We start from the raw sequence: 22,566 nt of genomic DNA, 5'->3' as shown, positions 1-22,566 counted from the left end.
AATGTGTACTTCATTTCCGAGGAGTCTGCGCATTTTCCTCCGCTAATTTGAAACATTAATAAATCCGAGCCATGTGTTAGTATTAGTGTGATTTGGTTCGGATTATTAGTGTGTAAAATTCTCTTGACCCCAGTCTTCTTTTGTTCTTACCTTGATAATAATCCTGTTACAAAATATTTACCCCAATCCTCGTATTTGCTCGAAACGACTTCTTTAACCTTAAATTTATACCACTGTAATGGAGTAATAAATGTCGCTTGATGGCGAAACTGACTTTCCCGTTCGGTAGCGGCCCATTCGCCTGCTTTCATGCCCTTCGTGATTTCCACCATGGATGCCATATACAAACCTGTTTCTACCTTTTGCTTCATTAGCTTTCCATTATCGTTCATTTTCCATACGGCACCTGCATACAGATTTTTTTCAAAGAGAACCGTTGCATCCTTGCTTTCTTCTGTAATAATAGAAAGATTCACATGATAGCCAGGTAATAATTCTTCTGCCTCTTCGTGACTCTCCTCGGCGCTCTCTTCCTGCTCTACCATGTTTTCCTGATTTTCTTGCTGTTCTTCTTCGTCTTCCTTTATCGCCACCGAAAACGGATAAATACTTTTTCCTTTGATACTAACATTTTCTGGTGTTTTCTGGATTTTTTCAAGTGTTCCTTCCAGTGCCATCACCTTTGCATCTACTTGGATATGCACAGGAAGTCCTTCGGCGATCCTGCTTCTCTCCTGCTCCGTAAATTCGCCTTCTGCCTGTAATTCCTTGCCGGCAATCGTAAGCAGAGGTGCATCAAGGGTGGTAGAAACCTCCGTTACCAACCTTCATAGGGACTCTCGACGGTTATCGTATCACCTGTAGATTCCAACTCATTTAATTGTGCTTCGATGCTGGACAACTCCGCTTCCTTCGCTGCAAGCTCCTTCTTTTTTTCAATAAGATATTGGTCCTTCATCATAGCTGCTTCGACAGGGTTTTCCGGTAATTCGATTTGAATGGTAGGCTGCTCTGTATCTGCAGTTGCCGTTCCTTGCGTTGAACGCGGAATTTGATAGCGATTCATATCCGAGATAGCTCCTTCAACGGCTTGAACCTCTCCAGTCAGCTTCCTTTGTTGTTGTTCCAATTCAGCGACGGTTTCATAGTAATTTGTCACACGGTAGGTATACAATGGATCACCAACCTGGACTTCCACCCCTTCCTCCATCAAAAATTCCTGAAATTCACCTGTTTCCTCACTGAAATAAAGGTGGTTTTCCTGCATAGGAGAAAGTACACCTGGCTTATTTATCTCTTCCTTCATATCCGTTTGAAATGCTGGCAGCCATTCACTCACATAAGCGAGCCGGTCGACCTTCTGTTCTTTATCCAAAAAAAGAAGCAAATAATTTACCCCAATAAAAATAATTATTCCAGCTAAGATAAATCTTCTTCGCCTCATCCGAACCACCCACTTAAAATGTATGTATCAATAAATGCAAGCAAGGCTGTAATAACCCAATAGATCAGATGCAGAAAGATGACATTCACCCAAATCCAGACTTTTCTTATTGCTTGGGAAAGTGTCGTCAGGTACTTCACCTGAAATCTAATTATCCAAAATTGGAACAATGTTATTGCACCAAAGAAAAAAATAATCCAGCTCTTGTCCGTTATATAAGAGGCAATAATACCAAGAGAAAGTGGTGACACATACCAATCGAGTCCATTAACTGTAGCAAGTGGTATCCATAAAAGCCGCTCAATTAATAGTACGAACAAAACTACTTGCTGCATAATCATTAATTTTTTAAAGGGGATATCTGTTAATAAATAGAATAAGAGAGAAGGGATAAATAGGACAAGCATCGCAAATAAAACGGAAAATAATGCACGGCCTACCAAAAACCAAAATTTACTCTGTTCATATGTTAAGCCATTCATTTCCGTTGCATTTGTTGATATATAGTTAGACCCAATCCCCAAATAAGCCATCCAACAATAAATAAGTATACTTAAAAGAACAAGAAGGCCGGTTGCTTTCCATAGTTTATGTATTTTCTCTGCTTTTCCAATCCGAAACAAATGATCGTCCGTGGAAAATAATAGTTTAATAACGTTAGTATGATAACTCATCCTGTCCATCCTTTTCTATGTCCACTTACTTGTATTACTCTCCATTTTATCGCAATGTTCGCTAAAATTCTATCGATTTTGTAAATAATTAAAAAACCAGGAAATTCAACCCAGAAAAAGAACAAAAGTGTATGCGCTCACTATTAAGCATAACAGGATTAATATCCGCCTTAAAAAGGGTACTGCCATTACACGTCAGATAACAGAACAAAAAAACCAGCAGATTTCTCTACTGGTCAATGGCTTTAAAACAATTCATTAAAAAATATGCTTAAAAGAAATCGGTTAAAAAGGTTTGCTTTGCTGGGATGAGCCGCTCTAGAATTTTTATCTCACAGTCAGCAGCAGTTAATAAACCAGCTTTAAAATAATCGCTTGGTCGCTTAAACCCTAACAGCATTCCTGTAAGCATTTGAATGGAACAATTAGCAGACTGCGCCAGATTTTGTTCTTCAACCCTAGTAACAGATGTTTTTCCATTCACACACTTAATCTCATATGTTCCTGTATTTTCAGGAAAGAAGCTATCGTCTACTGTAATCGTTATTTCTCCTTCTCCAGTAAAAGGATATGCTTTTAAAAAAGCAGCAACATCGACAATCCTTGCCATAAAATAAGGGGCTGTTTTTTGTTCAAAACGTGGCTCATCAAGTAGTAAAGGTAGATGATCGTCTTCAGGAACAATCATCGTAACCTTTTCAGCCATGGAATCATGATTACCAATAAAGTGAAGTAACAGTTTCTGAGCGTTTAAGCTATTATGTACAAGCTCTTTCACCTTCACTGTATTTTCCTTAACCTCATACATAATATAACCTGCTGCCTGTGCATTTTCTTCATAGGCTACTGCAACGTGAACATCGTCTTTTAACACACGTTGCTCCCACCACTTTTCATCACGTACAAGCATACCATTCCACTTTATCGCATATTTGGAATACAACTCATGTAATAAAGAAATATCTGGTTTAATTCTACGTACGTAACCTGACGTCTCCCATCTTTTCTTTAGTTTCTCAATGGGAATGGAGAAATGCTGTTCTGTGAAGGCATGCTCCCAGCCAAACCTACGATAAAAGGCAAATGAAAAGGGATGGAGATAAGAAATTATTTGACCGTTCCGCTTCATTTCCGTCAGAGCATGATGCAGCAAGTGCTTCACCATGCCTTTTCTTCGATGTTCCGGCCATGTTGCTACAGAGCTGATCCCACCCATCGGGAACTCTTTTCCGTTAATATAACAAGATAAAGGAATGAGATGAAGTTTTGCTGCAATCTTGTCTTCTTCCATCCACCCCCAGATTGTATGACGGTCCGCTTCTGCCTTCTTTTTCTCCATTTCCTCCGGTGAAAGTTTATACTGAAATGCGAACTGTGATAAATCAAAAATTTCCTCATAATTCTTCCTGCTTAATGTTTGAATTGGCTGCTGCAAATAAACTCCTCCCTTGTATATATTAATACTATATTACTTTTAGTAGAAGGCTTTTTAATAATGGGGCAAAATGTTCCGGTAGTTCTGAGACGGATGGAACAATTACCCGCTCTTTCCCATAAATATTCTCCATCATGGTGTGCTCTCTTTCCTCTACTTCTCCGTCTGATAAAAATAAACCGATAACTTCCAAACCGCGTTTCCGGGCCTCCGATACAGCCAGATTTGTATCAATAATACCATTTTGTTCATAATTGGCTGCCGCTGCTCGCCATCTGAGAAAACAAGCAGGAATTTATTTTTTTCCGGTTGTCTTTCCAATTCTTCAGCTGCAACGCGAATACTAAACCCATCTCTATTATCTTCTCTTGGTTCTAATTGCATGATTTTTGCGCCATTAGACTCGTAAAGGGAATCAGAAAAGGAATGGATTCTATGAAAATAGTTTGGCTGGTAATCTGCTTCTACCTCCATCGCATCCTCCCAAAAACCAATAATCGAATGGGGAATATGAAAGGATTTTAACACCTCATGGAACAAAATAATTCCTCGTTTTGTTTCCTCCATTTTCCCCTGCATTGAAGCAGAACAATCAACAAGTAATGTAAACGCAGCATCCATTTCTTTTGATTCTTGGTTCTTCTTGTAAAACACTCTTGGCTTCTCATCAAGGATAAGAGGTAATAATTTTTTAGAGAGCCTGCCTGCCATTAAATCTCTTCTCGGTGCATTCTTCTTATGCTCGATTGTTTTCTTTATAATATTGGAAAGCTTTCGTTCATATGGCTCCACATCCTGCAGATATTCCTTGTACAGTTCTCTATCGTCATTCGTTGGTTTATCTGCGCCAAGTTCATGTTTTACTGCAGCTTTATTTGCTTCCCCATACTGATTTTCTTCCGTTTTTCCCTGGTTGCTTTCTTCTTTGTCTAATGTATCAAGGTCAGAGTAATCATTGTTCTTACTTTGCCCGGAGGCTCCCTGAACTGTGGCCATTGCCTGGTCACCATCTTCCGTCTCTCGAGCTCCTCCACCTTTTATACTGGTTTTCGTCCCGACATCCAATTCAAATTGAAGAAAGGTTTGCTTTCGGTCACTATTCTCATTTTCTCTATGCCAGGTAGAAAACTCCTCATCAATATATTCATTTTTGTCCTCATCTACTTCTTCCACATCTTCATTAGCAAGCTCATCTGTTCTAGTGAGTTCATCAAATAGCGTATTTTTTGTGTAGGCTTCCAGATGACCAATTGGTAAAACAAAATACTCATCCACTGTGTCTTTGTAATCACTTTGCAGACCGAAAACAATACGTTCGGCCAGCTTGGTTATATCATCAGTACTCCTCGCTTCATACACAGCATACAGCTCCGGTTTGAGCATTTCCAATCGATCGAGCTGCTTTTGATTCGCTCTTGGAAAAGTTGGATCTGGTGTGTCTGCTTGCAGTAATAAATAAATCAGACAAAATAGTTCATCAAGAGCAAACCCGCGCGTTACATGTGATGCTAATTCATTCTCGAATTTATGTTTATAATACTTTGTCCGTATATTAAAAACAGAAATCGTGCCAGGTCTTTCTTTTTTAATCTTTTCTTCCAGTCGGATATCCTCCATAAGTGTAGCAAGCTGTCCTGCAAACTTAGGGATAGATGACTCTCTAAGAGCCGATATATAACGCTTCATTGCAGGAAGGTCCGTATACCGAAGGGTGCCAATGGCGCGTAAATAGACATCTGATTTTAAACCCGCTGTCTGAAACTCCGTTGTGGCCGTGTCCCAGGTTCTACTGACTGTCAGCTTATCATCAACTAAGTCAATATAGGATCCATAGCTATGTTCAAAGGACAGATCAGAATGCCCTGAAAGCACTATAGACATATCTTGTAACAGCCGAAAAAGGTTTGTATCCACACTGGAATGATGAAAACGATACATAGTCTATTCTCCTATCTAAATAGCGTCTCAGCTATACTAGCTACAAATTCCCTCTCTCTTGCTTCATCCAATTTATCTGTAATTGCACGTTGAATTGCCCTCTTTGGCGGAATTAAAGCACTTAAGTCACAGGCATCCAACAGGGCACGAATTGATGCAGCATCTTCCGCTATTTTCCCTTGGGAAACCGCAAAAATCAGATCTTCGGATAATTTTACAAATAAGTCGATTAACGTTTCATCGGAAAGCTTTGTCGAGTTGTGAATCAGTTGTTTTAATTGTTCTCCCTGTATATAGGAAACCTCAATCACTACAAATCGATTCTTCAATGCTTCATTCAATGGAACGGTGCCAACATATCCTTCATTAATTGCTGCAATGACACCAAAGCCTTCATTGGCAGAAACAATTTCATTCGTAAACGGATTAGTAAGTGTTCTTCTGTAATCCAACACCCCATTTATAAGTGGAAGTGTCTCAGGCTTAGCCATATTTATTTCATCAATATATAAAAACGTGCCGTAGTTCATTGCATTAATAACAGGTCCAGGGACAAACTCAATTTGCTGCTGCCCATCTTTGTATTCCAATGTCTTAAAGCCTAGCAGACTTTCTGCGTCCAAATCGACAGATGAATTCACACTAAACATGGGCTGATTAAATAAATAGGACAGTGTCTCGGCAAATTTTGTCTTTCCTGATCCAGTCGGTCCCTTTAGGAGTACATTTTTACCCATACTCAATGCTGTAATGGCATCGATCAGTACATCCGGTGTTTCCGGCATATAATTACCTTTACGGACAAGCTCCGTAAAATGGTCTGTTTGTCTTCTATTTGAAGTTAATAGTTGATTAATTTGATCTGGTAAGGAATATTCGTTCATTATTGTCAAACTCCTTTCAGGAACAGTTTACCTTGTTTGGGGAGATTTTTAAAAGGATATGGCTAGTTGCAATGGTAAGGTATAGCTAATTTATTAATAAGTTTTTACTAAAGATGTTGAGTACAAACGCAGCGTGTTCATTCATAGTTGGAGTGGATGTGAACTAGTGTGGTGGCTATCAGAAGCCGAGCAGAGATACGAGGTAATCTGCCAGAGAACATATTAATCAGCTGCAGTGCGAAGGAATCCGCCGGAGAGCAAATTAATCGGCTGCAGAACGAGATAATCCCCCGGAGAGCAAATTAATCGGCTGCAGAACGAGATAATCCCCCGGAGAAGATATTAATCAGCTGCAGAACGAGATAATCCCCCGGAGAGCAAATTAATCAGCTGCAGAACAAGATAATCCGCCGGAGAGTAAATTAATCGGCTGCCAACATATATTAGAGCCAATATTAAAAAGAAGTCAGGTTCATCCTCTTCCAGTTGATGACTCCTGACTTCTTCCTAATATAATTATTTAATTCGTTGCCCTACACAAGTAACATCTAGCTGCTTACTTCCTTATCATGCTCTTTTTTCTTCCATAGCTTTCCTGGCCAAAATGCATATCTGCCCAGAACGGTCGTTAATGCAGGTACAAGTAGCGGCCGAACAACAAACGTATCTAGAAGTACACCAATTGCTGTCACTGTACCAAAATGAACCAAAACCTGGAGCGGTAAAATGGCAAGGACGGAGAAGGTACCTGCCAGAATTAAACCGGCAGAACCAATAACACTACTTGTTTCGCTAACTCCTTCACTAATCGCCTGTTTTAGTGGCTTATGCTTACTCTTTTTCCAAATACTAGAGGCCATAAAGATGTTATAATCTTCACCTAACGCTACGAGGAAAACGAAACTATAAACAGGAATTAACCCTTGCATTGCAGTAGCTCCAAGCCCGTAATGAATAATAATCCAACCAAGTCCAAGGGCTGCTAAATACGATAACAGTACCGTTGCAAGCAAGTAAACCATTGCTACTATGGAACGAAGGTAAACGAGAAGTAACAATGCAATGATAATTAATACAGCTGGAATGATAATGGATTGATCTCGACTTGTTACTTCCTCTGTATCAGATAATGTTGCTGTCTCACCACCAAGCCAAACTGTTTCATCTGCAGTTAAACCTTCTCCTTGCATATATTCCTCAATATTATTTTTTAGCTTAGGAATATATTCAATTGCTTTATTTGAGTATGGATCAATGGATAAAGTGATTTCATATTGCTGGTAGTTTTCATTTTTGGAACCTGTAGCTGGTTCACTTACTGTTTCTACCCATTTCATCTCTTCCAGTTCCTCTTTTAAGGAAACCTCTTTACCTTGACTATCCACAATCACCTGGATAGGAGCGATTTCCCCTGGCGGATAGTGTTCTGCAATTACTTCAAAACCCTCTCTTGATGGCATATCTTCCGGAAAGGAATCAAGTAATCCGTACGTGTATTTAGCTTGTGGAACAAATGCAGCCAATCCTCCTAATACAATGACACAGCTAATGATTATGAGCCATGGCTTTTCTGTAGACCAGCGTCCTAATGCTCTGCCAAATGGGCCAGTAGCCTGTGGTCTGCGAAGCTTTTTCCCTTTTTTCTGTTCTACTTTCTGAATCATTTCCTCTGTTCTTGGAATAAACGGGATAAATGCAAATCGTCCCAGAATAGCTAAAATTGCAGGTAATAGAGTTAATGCAGCAATTCCCATAATAAAAATAGACAAACTAAACGGAACAGCAAAACGGTCATAAGAGCCATAATAAGCTAGTGCCAATGTCAAAAGACCAGTAACGGTTGTTAAAGCACTAATCATGATGGCACCACCTGTGCCTGTCACTGCCTTATGCAATGCTGTGTATTTATTTGACTCAAGCCGTAACTCTTCACGATAGCGAGAGATTAAGAACAAGCAATAATCAGTACCTGCTCCAAACAATAGAACCGTCATAATCGAAATTGCCTGTGCATCTACCTCAATCCAATTTTGCTTAGCCATGAAACCAAGCAAGGGACTTATTAATCCATATGCAACACCTACTGCCACAAGTGGCACAATGGCAAGAATCGGAGATCGATAAAGGATAATGAGTAATATAAGTACAAGCAATACTGTAGCAATTAAAAGTGTCACATCCGCACTGCTAAATAAAGAAGTAGCGTCTGTTTGTATTCCCACTGGACCTGTTAAGCGGAGGTGTAATCCGTTCTCTTTTAAATCTGATTCGAGAACGCTGTCCCCTATCAAGGATTCTACCCTTTTTTGTAAATCATCAAGCGATTGTTGCAGTTCTTCTGTTGAGGCGCTCTCTTTAAAGATCACTGGCGTAGTTAATGCCTTTCCATCATCAGATGCAGCTTCCTTTAAAGCTTGCGGTGGCATGTTGCAAACGGCGGAATCGTTTTTTGATGATCAAGAGGCTGGTCTTCCAATTTCCCGTAAAGCTCTTGAATTTGTTTATAATCTTCTTCACTTAAGCCATCATTTGCGTACCAGGCTAAGAGTAATGGTACACCTGCATCCTCTGAAAATTGTTCATCGGCAATTTTAGAAGCCTCCACAGACATGGTATCTTCAGGCAAAAGTTGATTAGATTTCGTTTCCTGACTGTTTACCTGTGGCCATACTACCGAAACAACTCCAACTAATAGTACCCACAGAATGATTGTCAGCCAACGTGTTTTCGGGCCTATACTTTTTCCCCAATTTGCAAGTAAATTTTTCAAAAACTCACCCTTTCTCGTCATGTTGCATGCGTTGTGAATCATTATTTGTTATAATTATATATACTAGTTAGTTAATTATCAATATAAAAGATTGTGAAGGAGTCATTACCGATGAAAGAAAAGCCTAGCCGTCCACTTGGCCGACCTAAATCAACCCAACAAAAGCAACCTACCAATGAACTGATTCTCCAAGCTGCTTCCACGCTCTTTATGGAAAATAGCTTTGCAGATGTATCCATGGATGACGTTGCTTCAGCTTCGAATGTGACGAAGGCTACTGTTTATTATTACTATAAAACAAAATCGGCCCTCTACACAGATGCTATGGTTAAGCTCATGTATCGGGTTCGAAAACAGATTATTGATCTGCTCCGTCAACCAATAGAATTAAAAACAAAATTGCAACAGGTGGCTGAAGTATACTTACAGATAGCAGTACATCTGGATATGGATTTTTTTATTCAGAATGCGAAAAGTATGCTTGACCATGACCAAATAAAAGCAATTCATACTGCCGAAGATTACATGTACGAGGGAATGGAGGAAATTTTTGAGGAAGCAGTAGCTAATGGAGAAATCAGACAGGTTAATCCTGCATTTACCGTACATGCCTATATATCTCTTCTTAATGCAGGCAACTATCAAAATGCAGATGGTGGCACATTATTTTCCAATTCACAGGAAGCTGCTAAAGAAATTGTAGACTTTTTCTGGCGAAGCCTCATGATAAATAAATGATAATTTTTCAAAACAGCTCTTCACTAATCTACCGGAGAGCTGTTTTGTCTATTCAATAAATAATATTTTGATGTGCTGCTTCTATGTTTCCTTACATGCTCCTTTAGTAATATCCCACTTTTCCGAATCTAATTCGTCAGGTAGTTTACCACGGATAAAATCAAAGTAGTGGTTAGCCTTTTCTTCTATATATGCAGCTCTTTGTCTTGCCTCTTCCAGTTGAGCAAGCGCACGAGCTTGTTGCTTGCGCATAATATTATATCGCTGCTTCACGGTAGAATCCCCTTTTAAACAAAGATTGACATATGTCTTAATGTCTTCCAGTGACATGCCACATTGTCGTAAATGTTTTACACAGAGCAACCAATTAAGTGATTCCTTGTCAAACAGACGATTATTATGTTGATCCCTTTTCAAGTTGGGAATTAGTTCCTTATCGGTATAATAACGAATCGTATGGTCAGTTAAATTTAGTAACTCAGCCGCTTCCTTCACCGTGTACACTGAACACCCCTCCTTTGTATCATTTTCCGGATATCTTTCATGCTTTCTTAAGCCCGACCAAAGGACTGACTATAGGATTGCCCGGATTGCACCATCCGTCGTACTTTTTTTAATCGCTCAGCCTCATAGGCCTTTAGAGCTTCAACAGCTGCTTCTCCGTCCAGCCCTTTTGAAACACAGCTTCCTAAAGTCGCTGCATCTACTAAGGATTGGTTAAATCCACTGGCGGTAATAGGTGCAGGTACATGGGCAGCGTCTCCAACCAAAGCAACCCGTCCTTTTATTAACTGATCTGGTACATACTCTTTAATTGGGATACCTATAAGCGTACGCGCCGCAGTAGCATGTCGCAAAACAGTAGCAAACGGTTCATCCCACCTTTTTGTTGCTTGGTCATTTAGTTCCGTTAGCGTCTGATCAGGGACATCTTTGCCACGAAGCGAGTGAAGCACAACATCTCCCTTTACACACCCTAGATGTCGCAACAAATCATTACGGGAGTTATCATACCATGTACACCCAATTCTGCGATTACCAGTCCCGTCCTCTCTATCAATGATAGAACCAAATAGAAAACCATACCTACTATCTAACATTCTCACCTTTGGTTCATGGTAGTTTGGGCGTTTCTCTTCTGGCAAATCTTCCTCATTTATAGAAGCCATCCATACCATATATCCGGCAAATGAAGCGTCAGGTCTGTGTGGTGCTACAAATCTTCGTACCATACTGTGATGCCCATCTGCACCAATCAAGATATCACCGTGAAATGTTTCTTCCTGATCGGTTATAGCCCAGGCAAGATGTGTGTCTTGTCCCACTTCTTCTACGCGTGTATTATAATGTAATTCAATTCCGGCAGTTGACTTAGCCTCTTCTCGTAAACGAGATTCAATCGTAGTCCATAACTGTACCGTGCTTTTTCCTTGTGATGCAAGATTGCGTAATAATTTTTCAGTTTTTGACTGACCAAACCTAGCTCCATCCACCTGCAAACCAGCGCCACCCGGACGTCCTTCGCTTGCTCTTTCTAAAATAGTTACGTGAAGGCCTTCCCGAGCAAGCGCTATCCCTGTCATTAACCCAGAAAGGGATGCACCAACAACGACTGCTGTTCCCTTTAAGCTATTGTTATGTAGATGAGCTTTTATCACAAAAGATCCCTCCATTTTTAGTTAAGCCAAATTATTCTATTTTAATTTTAGATCATTTGAGGGATAGTATAGCACCTTCGAGTAACTCGAAGTCAATAACCAGCTATGCAAGATAGTAAAATAGGAAGAAAAGCGGTTGTGGTCTATGCTATGTTATCATCCATATTTTTTCTGGTGGACTTTTTTCAGCTTAAGATAGTCTTCATCTTCCCGAACTTTTTTCCATTTCACTTCAAAGATAGCAGCTGATTTTGCCTTTTCTGAATCCGTATTTCTATCATTCACTTTACCGTGCTCGTCATATTTTTTTCCACCTTTATAGTTTGCGTAGCGACGAGACCTGGTATAACCCATTTGAAGAAATTTTCTAGCCATATCCATGCCAATAAAGTCATCGTTTTCTTTATACTCCAGATATTTTTGATAGATTTTATCAGCAGATTCCTTTGCTATCACAGGAGTTTTAAACCGCCAGTATGGAAGGATCTCGCTTTTATAAGGCTCTACTATTAAGACTCCTTGTTCACCTCTGCCTACTCTATACAGCTCAGGTTGCTCACGGAAATTGATATTATCAAAATCCAGGTCATAGTCAAAAGCCATTTTAGTTCTCCCTTATCTATCGCTTTTCGTCCGCTTATGCCCGGAATATTTCCAGCCAATTTGATACCTATTATGTTACCTTTTTATACCACCTGCAAACGTTTATTGGATAATGTATCAAAGGGGAAAATCTGTACTATTCTATCATCAGCTTAAAAATTAACAGTTTAAAAGTTGGCATATTACTTTATGTTTTTATTCTTTTTAACCATGCAATGATGATCCATACATGCTTTATTGGTGAAATTAAGGTATGCTGTACATAGAAACACACACAATAATAAAAGACCGCCCACGCTGGTACATGGAACGGTCTAGTGTGTAAAAGCCCTTCAAGGGCGCGGCTCACATGTTTAGGTCAGAAAAGTAACCAACCCAAATGCTTGCTAGGCGTTCATTGGGTGGTTACTTTTTTTGTTCTGACAGTATAGCTACAACTAAGGTTGCCAACGTGATCATCAGGATCAATGTCTTAAACTAGTTTATCTTTTAATCTGATGTTGAAGATTTTCCAAACAATAAAAAAGAACCCCATAACATGAGGTTCTTTTGAAAGTATAAGAATCGTATTCTTAACGTTTTGAGAACTGAGGGAGGCAGTAAAATCAAGGCTTGCAGGCACCTTTGTGTGCTACTTGTATGTTACGTGTATTTATCATCCTGTCCAGTGGGCAAGATAGCCCAAAGAATAATCACTTGTATCAATATCAAAGTACGAGGCTACTGCATAAGCTGTCATTTCTGCTTGGAATTTTTTTTTCTGAAGTTAGATTGAAATGCTTATCGGGTGTACCATGCAACTTGGCATGGGCCAAATTCAGCAAATTTAACAAGGAAATTTATGTTTTTCATACTTTAAGAAATTAAAATACTTTTAGAAACTTAGTATTGTGATAGTTATAGAACATTTTAAAAAGGAGTAATCTCCAACAAATCTTCTATCAACTCCTAATTTTCTGAACAACTTTTAACGTATGTTTTTAGCTTTTTGTTGGTAGTACCCCAAAAAAGCATACTGTCCTAAAAATTATCTTGAATTCAAGTCTTATAAAAACGAGGGCTTTTCTACAATAACGGGGAGTCCCTGCTCCTATAGGTATTACAATAGAAATAATTTTTAGACAGTCAGAAGGTGGATTAAAAGATAAGTTATAGTCAAAGCGACCTTCAATTTAAACGGCTATATTTTATATGCTGACTTGGAGAAACAGTCGGTCCTCCTGAACCAATTACAGGGGGACTCTTACACAAAATGTATCTAATAAAAACAACAAAAGGCAAATATGCGATGAAATTATTGAATCCAGAAATAATAAAAAGACCAGATGCAATGACGAACTATATAAACTCTGAAAAAATTGCAAACCTTGTTTCCAACAATATACCGGCACTCTCAGCAAATATTATTAACGGTAAATATGTTAATGAAATAAAAATAACCAGTTCTATATAGTGGCTGTAATCAGAAGGATGATTGGCCAGATTATGGATACTGAAACCACTTTTCCTATTATCGGAGTGGTAGTGGAATTAATCAACACTAACGAAACGATCGTTGACTCCGCGATTACAGACGAAAAAGAATTATTCCGGCTCGAAGATGTGTCGGGCGTTTTTAATGATGACTCCAGGACTCAGTTCAGTATTTATTGTCATTAATTAAGACCTATATCTTGATATCAAATCTTCCGAATAATAAGAGGGGCTTTTTCATACAATATTTCGGAGGTGAAAAAATGACGAGAATAAAATACACAAGTACCGACGTTGCCTTAATGGCAAGAATGATGAGAGCGGAAGCCGTAGGAGAAGGGAAACAAGGAATGTTGTATGTCGGAAATGTAATTGTTAATCGTGGCGTAGCGGATTGTTTAGATTTTAGAGATGTAAGAACAATTCGACAAGTTATTTTTCAAGTACAAGGAGGAAATTATTCTTTTGAAGCTGTCCAAAAAGGAAATGTATTCTATCAAAGAGCGAGATCAGTTGAAAAAAGGTTAGCAAAAAAGAATTTGGAATTTTGGAGGCAGCACCCGGCGAAATATTCTCTTTGGTATTTCAATCCAGACGGTCCATGTCCTCCAACATGGTACGGTCAGCCTTTTGCTGGTCAATATAAAAATCATTGTTATTATGAACCAGCAGCTGGAACATGTGCCAGTGTTTATTAAGTTATTATGTTTATCCAAGTATACAAGTTTATGAAATATTGTAATTAAACCACTGGATATTATCGGTATAGATCGAAATGAAATAAAAAAGTTAGTTGAGGCTATGGAGAGAAGAGGAATTTTAGTTTTGGGTTAGATTTGAAGGTGAATATGGAAATGGTCGCACCTGTGCCAAACCATACAAGAAAGGTTACTGAATAAAGCTTATAAGCCCGTTTTAGTCATTTAGGCGGTGTCAAAACTAAATGTTTATAATACAACGCTTAAAATTTGTCTGAGAGGGTGCGTGTTTCATGTCTAGTTATGAAAGTTCTTATAGAAATACAGAATTTATTCAGTCATCTAATGGAGAGATTATCAGCAAACGTTGCCGTGACTTTCATAACTTTAAAGAAGGTCTTGCAGGAAAACACGGTAAGTGCCGATGGTGTAGGAATGAAATAAATAAAAAATATTTTCAAGATAATAGAGAATAGTTGAAGCAATGTAACAGTCGCTATTACTTGGAACACAAAGAAAAAGCTGCAGAATATCATAGTCACTATACTGAGAATAAAGAGAGGTTATCCCTTAGAAAAAAGAAATACTAACCAGGATAAAAAAAGCCAGAAATGAATAAGTAAAGTACACAAAAAAAGCGTCCCAGAAAAATTTATTCCCAGGACGTCATTTAGGAAGTAATTCCTGTTTCAATTATTTCTACGTCAATTTTCACGTCTACGGGAACGGTAGGATAAACATCTTCCCATTTTTTCAAATCAAAATTTTCCCTGCGATTCTTCAGATCATTACCCAAACCCAGGGGGTCGATTTTTAATTCCTGGAACCGCTCGATCATTTCGATACATTGAGCTTGTAACGATTTCTCAAAATCCTTTTCCATACTTTTAATTACGGGTCCATTCAGCATTAAATTGATGTTTTGCACTTCATTTATAAATCCTTTAATTTTAATATCCAGCAGGAACTTAGGATGTTCTATCCCATCTATGACATGATAAGTCACTCTGGAACCGATGTTCTCCAAAACTATATGTTCTTCCTTGTATTTGATTCCTTTTGTTCCTCTATTAAAATCTTGTTTCATAATTTTAAAATTGAATGCTTCCGAATAAGGTAAACTGTGGACCATCTTTGCCCCATCGAAAAAAGCGATTCCATCTATTTCAACTTGACTGTCTGTACTTTTAATGAGCGGGAGAAAGGGATCCATGCCGTCAGCATAATAAGCAAATAAAAACTTATGCAAATTTGTTTCAGGAAAGTTACTTTGATTTATATTTTGTTTAATCAAGCCGGTTATATATTTAGAGGTTGTTTCACTTTCACTGTACTTAGCCTCAATAAGTCCTTGTGTCTCACCTTTTACGACACTGAGTAAAATATTTCGGCCGATTATAGGTCCCTCCCTAAGAAATCGATCATATTTTTCAGCCCATTCTTAGCAAGCTCTTCATTGAATAAAGAAAGCTCTAACTTACCAATAGATATCGGTTTAGATAACTTTCTTTGAATATTTTCATGGGCCTCTTTCACAGAGTGATCAACAGCAGACTGATATTTTTCAGTAGGTGTTCCATTAGATTCACCCCTTCCGTATTGTGGAACAGCTACTGTAGCTTTCAACCGATCTTCGTCCACAAAATCATACCCTGCGACCCGTATGATAGCCCGACCTTCAACACTATATGTTTCGGCACAACCAGTGAGGAACATGATGCCAATTATCACCATTACACTAATATTATTTTTCAATTTGTATCCCTCACTTTATCTCTTGCCTTTTTAAAAAGAAAGAGGACAGGAATATACATTAAGAAATAAAACCCTATCATATTTGCAATGTCATTCAGTTCCTTGATTTGTTGACGCTCGTCCAACATGATTGTAGCCACATAAAGAATGAGACAATAAATCCCCACCATATAGGTTTGCCTTATATTTGGGATACGGCTTGCCGCCCACAAGGCGAGACATATGTTAAGAATTTGTCTGATAGAGTGTTTGTTACTCTTGGGTCTTCCATAATCGGACGCTTTAATGTAACAACGAAAAAAGCCTAATTTCTCAATTAAATTTAACTGTTATGATATAACTGTTATGATAACTCAATTGTTGTTTTTTGAACCAATAGTACAAAAATACATTTAAACAACCTTTATATCCTCATTTGAAATCACAAGTATTAAATATTATTGCCCCTTTTATAAAATATGGATTAGAAGGAATAGAGACATTGCTTACATATCCTAGTTTGAAGAAAAAGAAATAAAGAAAATAAGAAATAGTAAACTTAATGACTTTTTGCTTACTTATTTATCATTAACTTTTTACTTTTAATAATGTAATACGAAACCTCTTTTTTGCTTTTCCACCTATTCCCATTAAAAATTCCTGGGACCTATAACCAGAGTCGAAAATGTTGAAAGCGAAAAAAATGTTCTTCAATAAATAGCATGCCATGGTTGAAACCATAAAGAATCACTTAAGAAATTATCCTTCCTTTTTTCTTATTAAACACAATGAAAAAACTGAGAGTCATTATATTAAGAAAGAAGTAACTGTCAAATTCAAGGTTCACCCAACAACGTAGGATTTAGAACGGGATGATAAGTGAGATAAAATGGTAAAATTATTAAAGATCTGAATTCTGTGATTGCTTTACATTCCAAAATCAATTATGCAACAATAAAAATGTAGTTTTGATTTCTGCAGCGTGGCAGGACTTGCTGGCCTTTTGCTTTCTGCAAACCCTAATTTAACTAACAGAGAAGTAATAGACATTATTAAGAATTCTGCATATGATTTAGGAATCCCTATAAATGATAGCGATTTCGGCAATGGTTTATAAGAATACACTGGAAGCAGCCCAAAATGAATAATCTGAAATACTCCCCCTATTGACCCATGTCAGGCAAAAGGCAATGAACCCTTATAAAAGTTACCATTTGTAGTTAAAACACCTTGAAATTTTTGATTCTTTAACTAAGTTGATATGAAATTTTAAAGCTATGGACTGGTTACCATAGCTTTTTGCGATCTTATTGTATTGGAGGATTATACGGAAACTGGGACATGTACCCTGTAAACTGCTGTGCCGCCTGTTGAAGTTTTTGTGGCTGTTCCGCTTCAAGTGAATACCATCCCTTTTGAAACATCAGATTATACAGTTCACGCTGCAAATTCTTCGTTTCGTCAAAAATCGCGTGAATGTCCTGATATAGCGAAGCGTGGCTTGCCTAATTCATTGCCGTAGAATAAGATGCCGTAATGTACTTTTCATACGAAAGCATATCGTTTAGGAAGTCACGTTCATTCATCTCAGGTGTTTTTGGTATAGGTGTTTCTGGATTTTGAGTCTTGTTTTGATTGTTATTCATTTTGTATGTCCCCCTTATTGATTCTTCATTTGGTTCACATTTTGCTCCAAATGCTGCAAAATACGCTGATAATGTCTTTCGTGCATCATGCATGCCTTTTCAAGGGCTACTACGACCTGTTGATCTTGGCACTGGTCTGCTGCAAAATGTGCCTTTTTGAGTCCTAAAAGGTTCCACGATAGCATGTCTTTTAAGTAATTAAAATCTTTTCCTGTAAGCACTTGTGGTGGCTCTTGAAAGACCGGCGGCTGACTTTGAGATTGATTCGGTTGTTGCTGTTGCATGAACAGTTCTTCCTTATTGCTTCATTTACCACTTTAGCTTTCCAAATTTATAAAAAACTATACCTTACCAGATGGTAATTTAGTCTCTAGTTAGGACAGTGCCCAGAGCATTACGCCTTTCGTGATGTCAGAACTTACCCAACCTTAATTCTCTATTTTTTCGTTCTTAATATCTTATAAAAGTTCTTATAAAGGTAGGCCATAATGTATAACAGACAATCCCTTCATATTCCATACGTATACTGGTTACATAGTTTGTACATGCTAAGAGAAAAAAGCTAGGGAGGAATTTTAAATGGAGTGGATTTTTTATCTATACCTTTTAAATACGGTTTTTATCTTATTCATAGCAATTTGGGAAGTTCGTCGCCCTGCCAAGGCTTTGAATTGGATAATAATCGTCCTTGTTTTGCCTGTCATTGGTTTCTGTCTATATCTTAGCATATCAAATCCCAAGTTTATTCATCGGAAAAGATTGACCTCTTCTCATAATAAGTCTGATAAATTACCTGATACATATAGTGATTCAGCATCGATAATCGCCGATGCTTTACGGTATTTCACTGTGCATGGGCTTCGAGTCGGCAAAGTCCAAGTACTAAACAATGGAATAGCAAAATATGAACAACTCATCGAATCCCTACAAAAAGCCCAAAAAACCATTAATCTGGAATATTACATCTATCGGAATGACCAAATAGGTAATCGCATCACAGAACTGCTGATCGAAAAAGCAGTAAACGGAGTGCGGGTTCGTTTTATTAGAGATGGTTGGGGGAGTAAAAAATTTCCGCGTCAAAAAATCTTTCAGATGGTGGAAGCAGGGATAGAATGCCGGACAATATTTCCTTTACGCTTTCCCTGGATTTTATCCAATTGGAATTATCGGGATCACTGTAAGATTGTCACAGTCGACGGAAAGAAAGCTTTTACTGGTGGCATGAACGTAGGATATGAATATACAGGATTAAATCCTGACGTTGGCTTCTGGCGGGATACTCATTTACAAATAACAGGAGAAGCATCAGTTGATTTGCAGACTGTCTTTGACGTTCATTGGAATATTGCTGTGCCGGAACGGATAAAATCGAAAACAAATCTGAAAACAAAATCTGAGGTAACGAAAATCAATCCAATCGGAAGAGTAGATCTTTTCAGATCGTCAGCCGAATTGGGGTCAGAGGTGAGCACCCTAGATGGTAAAGGGATGGACATATACCCAAAGATAGGGACATTGCAAAAAGCGTACATCCATACGTTGGAAGGAAGCCCTGGAATTCCTACCCCAGTTATTCGTCAAGCTTACTTTATATGTATAACACAGGCGACCAAGACTATCGATATAACAACACCCTACTTTGTACCAGAAACAGATATTATCATGGCATTAAAGACAGCTGTGGCTCGTGGTGTAGATGTAAGATTGCTGGTTCCTCGCCACATTGATCAAAAAATCGTGGGCTTTGCAAGTCGTACCTATTACGGGGAACTTATAGAAGCTGGGGTTCAAATCTACCAGTACAATAAAGGAATGTTACATGCGAAACTGATGATCATTGATGAGGAAATTGCTGAAGTAGGCGCAGCAAACTATGATATGAGAAGTTTTCGCCTGAATTATGAAGTGTGTCAATTCGTGTACAGTGCTGATGTGGCAAGGGAACTCACAGAGCAATTCGAGAGGGATCTTACTGATTCTGTACCATTAAGAATTGAAGACTTGTTGCAACGAAACCTGACCGATCGCATTGTTGAGCAGGGCGCTCGCCTGCTTTCTCCATTATTATAAGTTGATGTATCCTGTTTTTATTGTTCTATCTTAAATCTAGATTTAAAAAGAACTTCCAACATGGTTTTTTTCTTATTTACGATGGAAATTCATTACTAAAAAACGGTAATACTAAAAAGGCAGCTCAAAGAGTTTGAATTCAAAAATATCCGTTACCTTTTAATTTAAATATAGGGGTGATATCAATAAATAATATATTTGAAAATCTTAAGGAAATACGTTTATTAAGTAAAATTTAATTGGAGGAAAAAACTTTGGAAGAAGCTAATATTGGTTTACTGACGATCAAAGTCATCGTTGGTTTTGCCACTTTATTTTTTATAATTATCATAACAGGCAGAACATCCATCTATCAGTTAACCCCGTTTCACTTAGTTTTTGTGTTAGTACTTGGAGATTTTTTAGGAAATACCATTTATGCAAATAAGGTAGGAATTTTTCATTTTTTATATGCCATCGGATTGTGGACGCTTCTTATGTTGGGAATAGAGTTTTTGACTCTAAAAAATAAATCGACACGTTCTCTCTTATTAGGCGATCCTAACATCATCATTCGGGATGGAGTCATGGATCGAAAATTACTTAAGAAAAACAAATTGGATGTAAATCAAGTATTGAGTATACTCCGTCAAAATAATGTTTTTTCAGTTCGCGAAGTCAAATACGGTATATTGGAAGCTAATGGGCAATTAAGTTTATTATTAAAATCCAAGTATCAAAAACCAGATAAGCAAGATCTCAATCTTCCAGAAAGTCCAGTAGACCTCCCAACATCGTTAATTATAGATGGGGAAATTTTATGGGATAATTTACATGAACTCGGATTTGATCAACAGTGGTTAGATAACCAATTAACTACCAATGGATATGATAATGTAAAGCGTATACTCTACGCAGATTGGCGTGAGAGTGAAGGCATACATGTAAGTCCTACATAAAATTTGTTAGGATAAGAGCATATCATGGTGAACATAAACTTTAGTCTTCAACAAATCGGGCGCAATTCTGGAATAAAAGTGATTTATTTATTGAGCTGTTTTGAAGAACAAGGAGTGATTAAAATGCCAACTTGTCAGAACTGTCATAACAAATGGAGCTGGAAGCAGACCTTTAAAAGTCGTTTACATTGAGTGGTGGAATGACGTGTCCTTATTGTGGTGAGAAACAATATCTAACTGCACGTATGAGGAAAAAAGTACTATAATTCCTAGTTCCCCTAATAATGTTGGATAATCTTTTTTTTGGTCCTTCTTATGTTTTCTTATTTTCTCTTTTAGGGCTACTTCCGTTAGTTTTTGTAATTAATCTCTTTTTGTTGAATTATCCAATGAGAAAGAACCTCTTTTTTAGTAATTCTTTCCGCAAACGAGCAGTTAATGGAATAAAGAAGCGCCCTTTCTGATGATCGATATAAGAATTACTTTGGAACTCTTATTCCGCCTTTTCGAGGGGATGTGTAAAAATATCCATATATCGCTCCGGTTATAACAGGATTTTCTTTAGTTCGGAAAAGAATGTTCAAAGCTACATCACAAATCCGAATAAATTATCGTGATAGCGTGCTCAGTGCAGGAGTTGCGGGATCTATTTATGGAGGTGACCGCCTCCCGTGGGTGCCCCTGGAGGACGGAGATAATTTTAAACCGCTGGAATCCTTTGACTGGCAAATGCACGTGTATGGGAGAGCAAAGCCCTCACTGCGTGAATTTGCGAAAGCGTCTGCTTATCCCTTTTACGAATTTTCTTGGAAAGAAAAGATGAAAGTAGCTGGAATGGGGCGTGATTCAATGTATCTTATCCGACCGGACGGTTATGTTGCACTTGCAAATGCTGGACAAGATGTCGAAAAGATCAAATATTTTGTTAATCAATTAAAAATTAACAAGTGAATCAATTTACTTGTTCCATTCGGCTGCTAATTTCATCCATTAAATGAAAGTGAACGATTTCTGGTTTAATTAAAGGTACATAAGCTTAAGTTATCCCCAGTAAGGTGCCTAATGAATAAAAAATGGTTACATGCAATTGAATAAACAATACCTAGTCATAGGCCATCTTTGTAACACAACTAGAACCCCTCAGTCTCAAAAACAATCGTTTAAAAGACAAGTTGAGACCAGGGGATATTGTTGTTGTAGAAAGTTTTTCAAGATTAGGTAGAAGCACGAAGGATTTAATTGATCTAGTTAATTACTTTGAAGAAAATAATGTAAAATTAATTAGTGTGAAAGAAAATTTCGACACTACTACTCCACAAGGAAGATTAATGATGACCGTTTTTCAGGCTTTTAGTCAGTTTGAAAGAGATTTGATCGTTGAACGAACAAAGGAAGGACTAAAAAGTGCTAGAGCAAGAGGGAGAATAGGTGGACGACCAAGAGTAGGAACTAAAGATATTACAAAAGCCATAAATCTTTATAATACTGAAGAATACAGTGTAAAGGAAATTGTTGAAATGACTGGTATTAGTAGAGCCACTCTTTATCGATATTTAAATAATGATAAAAATTAGAGTAACCTAATGGTATTAACTTCACTTATTGGAAGGAGCTGTTTTTAATGAAAGAAGAACTTCCACTATTGACTTCCTATTCAGAAGATCAGAGACAAAAGGCTATGAATAAATACAGGTTAATTGCACCATATCTTAACCACGAGAAAAATTTGAAAACTATTGTGGTTGTACAATAAATGACGTTGGTGGGGAAAACTCACCTACGTCATTTTTGTGTTTATAAATAGAAAACAAGTGAGATTCCCTGTAGAATTAAAGTCGCTGAACACTAATCCTGGGAGAG

The 22,566-nt window shown here is 37.8% G+C and carries 21 protein-coding genes and 4 pseudogenes; 10 read left to right on the top strand and 15 right to left on the bottom strand.

Going from position 1 to position 22,566, the window contains the following annotated elements; translation table 11 throughout:
• Positions 1–146: 146 nt before the first annotated feature.
• The 8 genes and pseudogenes from JCM12304_RS16590 to JCM12304_RS16560 form a co-directional block, all read right to left on the bottom strand.
• Positions 147–824, bottom strand: coding sequence for an efflux RND transporter periplasmic adaptor subunit (locus JCM12304_RS16590; RefSeq protein WP_060681695.1), 678 nt, complete (start codon positions 822–824; stop codon positions 147–149).
• A complete protein-coding gene (locus JCM12304_RS16585) occupies positions 818–1,444 on the bottom strand; it encodes an efflux RND transporter periplasmic adaptor subunit (RefSeq protein ID WP_060681693.1) in 627 nt (208 codons plus the stop codon). Before JCM12304_RS16585 ends, JCM12304_RS16590 begins: the two co-directional genes overlap by 7 nt.
• On the bottom strand, positions 1,441–2,118 hold the full coding sequence (locus tag JCM12304_RS16580; RefSeq protein WP_060681691.1) for a hypothetical protein: 678 nt from the start codon (positions 2,116–2,118) through the stop codon (positions 1,441–1,443). Before JCM12304_RS16580 ends, JCM12304_RS16585 begins: the two co-directional genes overlap by 4 nt.
• A gap of 271 nt (positions 2,119–2,389) precedes the next feature.
• The gene (locus tag JCM12304_RS16575) at positions 2,390–3,553 is read right to left on the bottom strand and encodes a GNAT family N-acetyltransferase (RefSeq protein ID WP_060681689.1); all 1,164 of its coding nucleotides are present in this window, start codon (positions 3,551–3,553) and stop codon (positions 2,390–2,392) included.
• 28 nt (positions 3,554–3,581) lie between these two features.
• Positions 3,582–3,746 (bottom strand): hypothetical protein, encoded by a 165-nt coding sequence (locus JCM12304_RS20180; RefSeq protein ID WP_256200853.1) that lies wholly within the window; start codon positions 3,744–3,746, stop codon positions 3,582–3,584.
• On the bottom strand, positions 3,707–5,491 hold the full coding sequence (locus JCM12304_RS16570; RefSeq protein WP_256200852.1) for a vWA domain-containing protein: 1,785 nt from the start codon (positions 5,489–5,491) through the stop codon (positions 3,707–3,709). The genes JCM12304_RS20180 and JCM12304_RS16570 overlap by 40 nt, the downstream gene beginning before the upstream one ends.
• Positions 5,492–5,502: 11 nt before the next feature.
• Positions 5,503–6,375: an ATP-binding protein gene (locus JCM12304_RS16565; RefSeq protein WP_060681687.1), complete on the bottom strand. Its 873-nt coding sequence runs from the start codon at positions 6,373–6,375 to the stop codon at positions 5,503–5,505.
• Positions 6,376–6,923: 548 nt separating this feature from the next.
• Positions 6,924–9,166: pseudogene (locus JCM12304_RS16560) on the bottom strand (MMPL family transporter).
• 90 nt (positions 9,167–9,256) lie between these two features.
• On the opposite strand from JCM12304_RS16560, the gene JCM12304_RS16555 reads away from it, so the two are divergent.
• Positions 9,257–9,883: a TetR/AcrR family transcriptional regulator gene (locus JCM12304_RS16555; protein ID WP_060681685.1), complete on the top strand. Its 627-nt coding sequence runs from the start codon at positions 9,257–9,259 to the stop codon at positions 9,881–9,883.
• 81 nt (positions 9,884–9,964) lie between these two features.
• Here the strand turns inward: JCM12304_RS16555 and JCM12304_RS16550 are convergent, their stop codons facing one another.
• The 3 genes from JCM12304_RS16550 to JCM12304_RS16540 all read right to left on the bottom strand — a co-directional run bounded on the left by JCM12304_RS16550 (position 9,965) and on the right by JCM12304_RS16540 (position 12,144).
• The gene (locus tag JCM12304_RS16550; RefSeq protein WP_060681683.1) at positions 9,965–10,387 is read right to left on the bottom strand and encodes a MerR family transcriptional regulator; all 423 of its coding nucleotides are present in this window, start codon (positions 10,385–10,387) and stop codon (positions 9,965–9,967) included.
• A gap of 47 nt (positions 10,388–10,434) precedes the next feature.
• Entirely contained in the window at positions 10,435–11,541 is a 1,107-nt protein-coding gene (locus tag JCM12304_RS16545) for an FAD-dependent oxidoreductase (protein ID WP_060681681.1), read from the bottom strand.
• Between the two features lie 156 nt (positions 11,542–11,697).
• Positions 11,698–12,144 carry a DUF4385 domain-containing protein gene (locus JCM12304_RS16540; protein WP_060681680.1) on the bottom strand — a complete coding sequence of 149 codons (447 nt, stop codon included), beginning with the start codon at positions 12,142–12,144 and terminating at the stop codon, positions 11,698–11,700.
• A 1,252-nt stretch (positions 12,145–13,396) separates the two neighbouring features.
• Here JCM12304_RS16540 and JCM12304_RS16535 point away from each other — a divergent pair.
• The 3 genes from JCM12304_RS16535 to JCM12304_RS16525 all read left to right on the top strand — a co-directional run bounded on the left by JCM12304_RS16535 (position 13,397) and on the right by JCM12304_RS16525 (position 14,315).
• Positions 13,397–13,597: a hypothetical protein gene (locus JCM12304_RS16535; RefSeq protein ID WP_060681678.1), complete on the top strand. Its 201-nt coding sequence runs from the start codon at positions 13,397–13,399 to the stop codon at positions 13,595–13,597.
• Positions 13,597–13,803, top strand: coding sequence for a hypothetical protein (locus tag JCM12304_RS16530; RefSeq protein WP_218185795.1), 207 nt, complete (start codon positions 13,597–13,599; stop codon positions 13,801–13,803). The genes JCM12304_RS16535 and JCM12304_RS16530 overlap by 1 nt, the downstream gene beginning before the upstream one ends.
• Positions 13,804–13,880: 77 nt before the next feature.
• Positions 13,881–14,315: a cell wall hydrolase gene (locus JCM12304_RS16525; RefSeq protein ID WP_060681674.1), complete on the top strand. Its 435-nt coding sequence runs from the start codon at positions 13,881–13,883 to the stop codon at positions 14,313–14,315.
• A 670-nt stretch (positions 14,316–14,985) separates the two neighbouring features.
• On the opposite strand, the pseudogene JCM12304_RS20475 reads toward JCM12304_RS16525, so the two are convergent.
• Positions 14,986–16,031: pseudogene (locus JCM12304_RS20475) on the bottom strand (Ger(x)C family spore germination protein).
• A gap of 35 nt (positions 16,032–16,066) precedes the next feature.
• Complete coding sequence (locus JCM12304_RS19660; protein ID WP_172675312.1) at positions 16,067–16,210, bottom strand: hypothetical protein; 144 nt, start codon at positions 16,208–16,210, stop codon at positions 16,067–16,069.
• Positions 16,211–17,031: 821 nt separating this feature from the next.
• On the opposite strand from JCM12304_RS19660, the gene JCM12304_RS20450 reads away from it, so the two are divergent.
• Positions 17,032–17,166 (top strand): S8 family serine peptidase, encoded by a 135-nt coding sequence (locus JCM12304_RS20450; protein WP_369813183.1) that lies wholly within the window; start codon positions 17,032–17,034, stop codon positions 17,164–17,166.
• A gap of 190 nt (positions 17,167–17,356) precedes the next feature.
• Here the strand turns inward: JCM12304_RS20450 and JCM12304_RS16505 are convergent.
• Together JCM12304_RS16505 and JCM12304_RS16500 are read right to left on the bottom strand one after the other, a co-directional pair.
• Positions 17,357–17,695: pseudogene (locus tag JCM12304_RS16505) on the bottom strand (spore coat protein).
• A gap of 14 nt (positions 17,696–17,709) precedes the next feature.
• Positions 17,710–17,979 carry a hypothetical protein gene (locus JCM12304_RS16500; RefSeq protein WP_060681666.1) on the bottom strand — a complete coding sequence of 90 codons (270 nt, stop codon included), beginning with the start codon at positions 17,977–17,979 and terminating at the stop codon, positions 17,710–17,712.
• 295 nt (positions 17,980–18,274) lie between these two features.
• Here JCM12304_RS16500 and JCM12304_RS16495 point away from each other — a divergent pair, with 295 nt between their 5' ends.
• The 5 genes and pseudogenes from JCM12304_RS16495 to JCM12304_RS20175 all read left to right on the top strand — a co-directional run bounded on the left by JCM12304_RS16495 (position 18,275) and on the right by JCM12304_RS20175 (position 22,459).
• On the top strand, positions 18,275–19,768 hold the full coding sequence (locus JCM12304_RS16495; RefSeq protein WP_060681664.1) for a phospholipase D-like domain-containing protein: 1,494 nt from the start codon (positions 18,275–18,277) through the stop codon (positions 19,766–19,768).
• Positions 19,769–20,022: 254 nt separating this feature from the next.
• Positions 20,023–20,706 carry a DUF421 domain-containing protein gene (locus JCM12304_RS16490; protein ID WP_060681662.1) on the top strand — a complete coding sequence of 228 codons (684 nt, stop codon included), beginning with the start codon at positions 20,023–20,025 and terminating at the stop codon, positions 20,704–20,706.
• 576 nt (positions 20,707–21,282) lie between these two features.
• Positions 21,283–21,657 carry a hypothetical protein gene (locus JCM12304_RS16485; protein ID WP_060681660.1) on the top strand — a complete coding sequence of 125 codons (375 nt, stop codon included), beginning with the start codon at positions 21,283–21,285 and terminating at the stop codon, positions 21,655–21,657.
• Positions 21,658–21,863: 206 nt separating this feature from the next.
• A pseudogene (locus JCM12304_RS16480) lies at positions 21,864–22,274 on the top strand (recombinase family protein); the annotation flags it as partial.
• Positions 22,275–22,327: 53 nt separating this feature from the next.
• Entirely contained in the window at positions 22,328–22,459 is a 132-nt protein-coding gene (locus JCM12304_RS20175) for a hypothetical protein (protein ID WP_256200851.1), read from the top strand.
• Positions 22,460–22,566 lie beyond the last annotated feature (107 nt).

Origin of the sequence: Virgibacillus halodenitrificans JCM 12304, assembly GCF_001310895.1 — a bacterium.
In the GTDB taxonomy this organism is placed as follows: domain Bacteria; phylum Bacillota; class Bacilli; order Bacillales; family Amphibacillaceae; genus Virgibacillus_Q; species Virgibacillus_Q halodenitrificans.
Note: the sequence above shows the minus strand (reverse complement) of the source record. Positions and strands in the feature narration are given on the sequence as shown.

What these genes read in the sequence shown, in the direction of transcription:
- JCM12304_RS16585 (WP_060681693.1), bottom strand. Translation starts at nt 1,444, where the DNA reads ATGAGGCGAAGAAGATTTATCTTAGCTGGAATAATTATTTTTATTGGG.
- JCM12304_RS16580 (WP_060681691.1), bottom strand. Translation starts at nt 2,118, where the DNA reads ATGAGTTATCATACTAACGTTATTAAACTATTATTTTCCACGGACGAT.
- JCM12304_RS16570 (WP_256200852.1), bottom strand. Translation starts at nt 5,491, where the DNA reads ATGTATCGTTTTCATCATTCCAGTGTGGATACAAACCTTTTTCGGCTG.
- JCM12304_RS16565 (WP_060681687.1), bottom strand. Translation starts at nt 6,375, where the DNA reads ATGAACGAATATTCCTTACCAGATCAAATTAATCAACTATTAACTTCA.
- JCM12304_RS16555 (WP_060681685.1), top strand. Translation starts at nt 9,257, where the DNA reads ATGAAAGAAAAGCCTAGCCGTCCACTTGGCCGACCTAAATCAACCCAA.
- JCM12304_RS16540 (WP_060681680.1), bottom strand. Translation starts at nt 12,144, where the DNA reads ATGGCTTTTGACTATGACCTGGATTTTGATAATATCAATTTCCGTGAG.
- JCM12304_RS16535 (WP_060681678.1), top strand. Translation starts at nt 13,397, where the DNA reads ATGTATCTAATAAAAACAACAAAAGGCAAATATGCGATGAAATTATTG.
- JCM12304_RS16525 (WP_060681674.1), top strand. Translation starts at nt 13,881, where the DNA reads ATGACGAGAATAAAATACACAAGTACCGACGTTGCCTTAATGGCAAGA.
- JCM12304_RS16500 (WP_060681666.1), bottom strand. Translation starts at nt 17,979, where the DNA reads ATGCAACAGCAACAACCGAATCAATCTCAAAGTCAGCCGCCGGTCTTT.
- JCM12304_RS16495 (WP_060681664.1), top strand. Translation starts at nt 18,275, where the DNA reads ATGGAGTGGATTTTTTATCTATACCTTTTAAATACGGTTTTTATCTTA.
- JCM12304_RS16485 (WP_060681660.1), top strand. Translation starts at nt 21,283, where the DNA reads ATGTTCAAAGCTACATCACAAATCCGAATAAATTATCGTGATAGCGTG.
- JCM12304_RS20175 (WP_256200851.1), top strand. Translation starts at nt 22,328, where the DNA reads ATGAAAGAAGAACTTCCACTATTGACTTCCTATTCAGAAGATCAGAGA.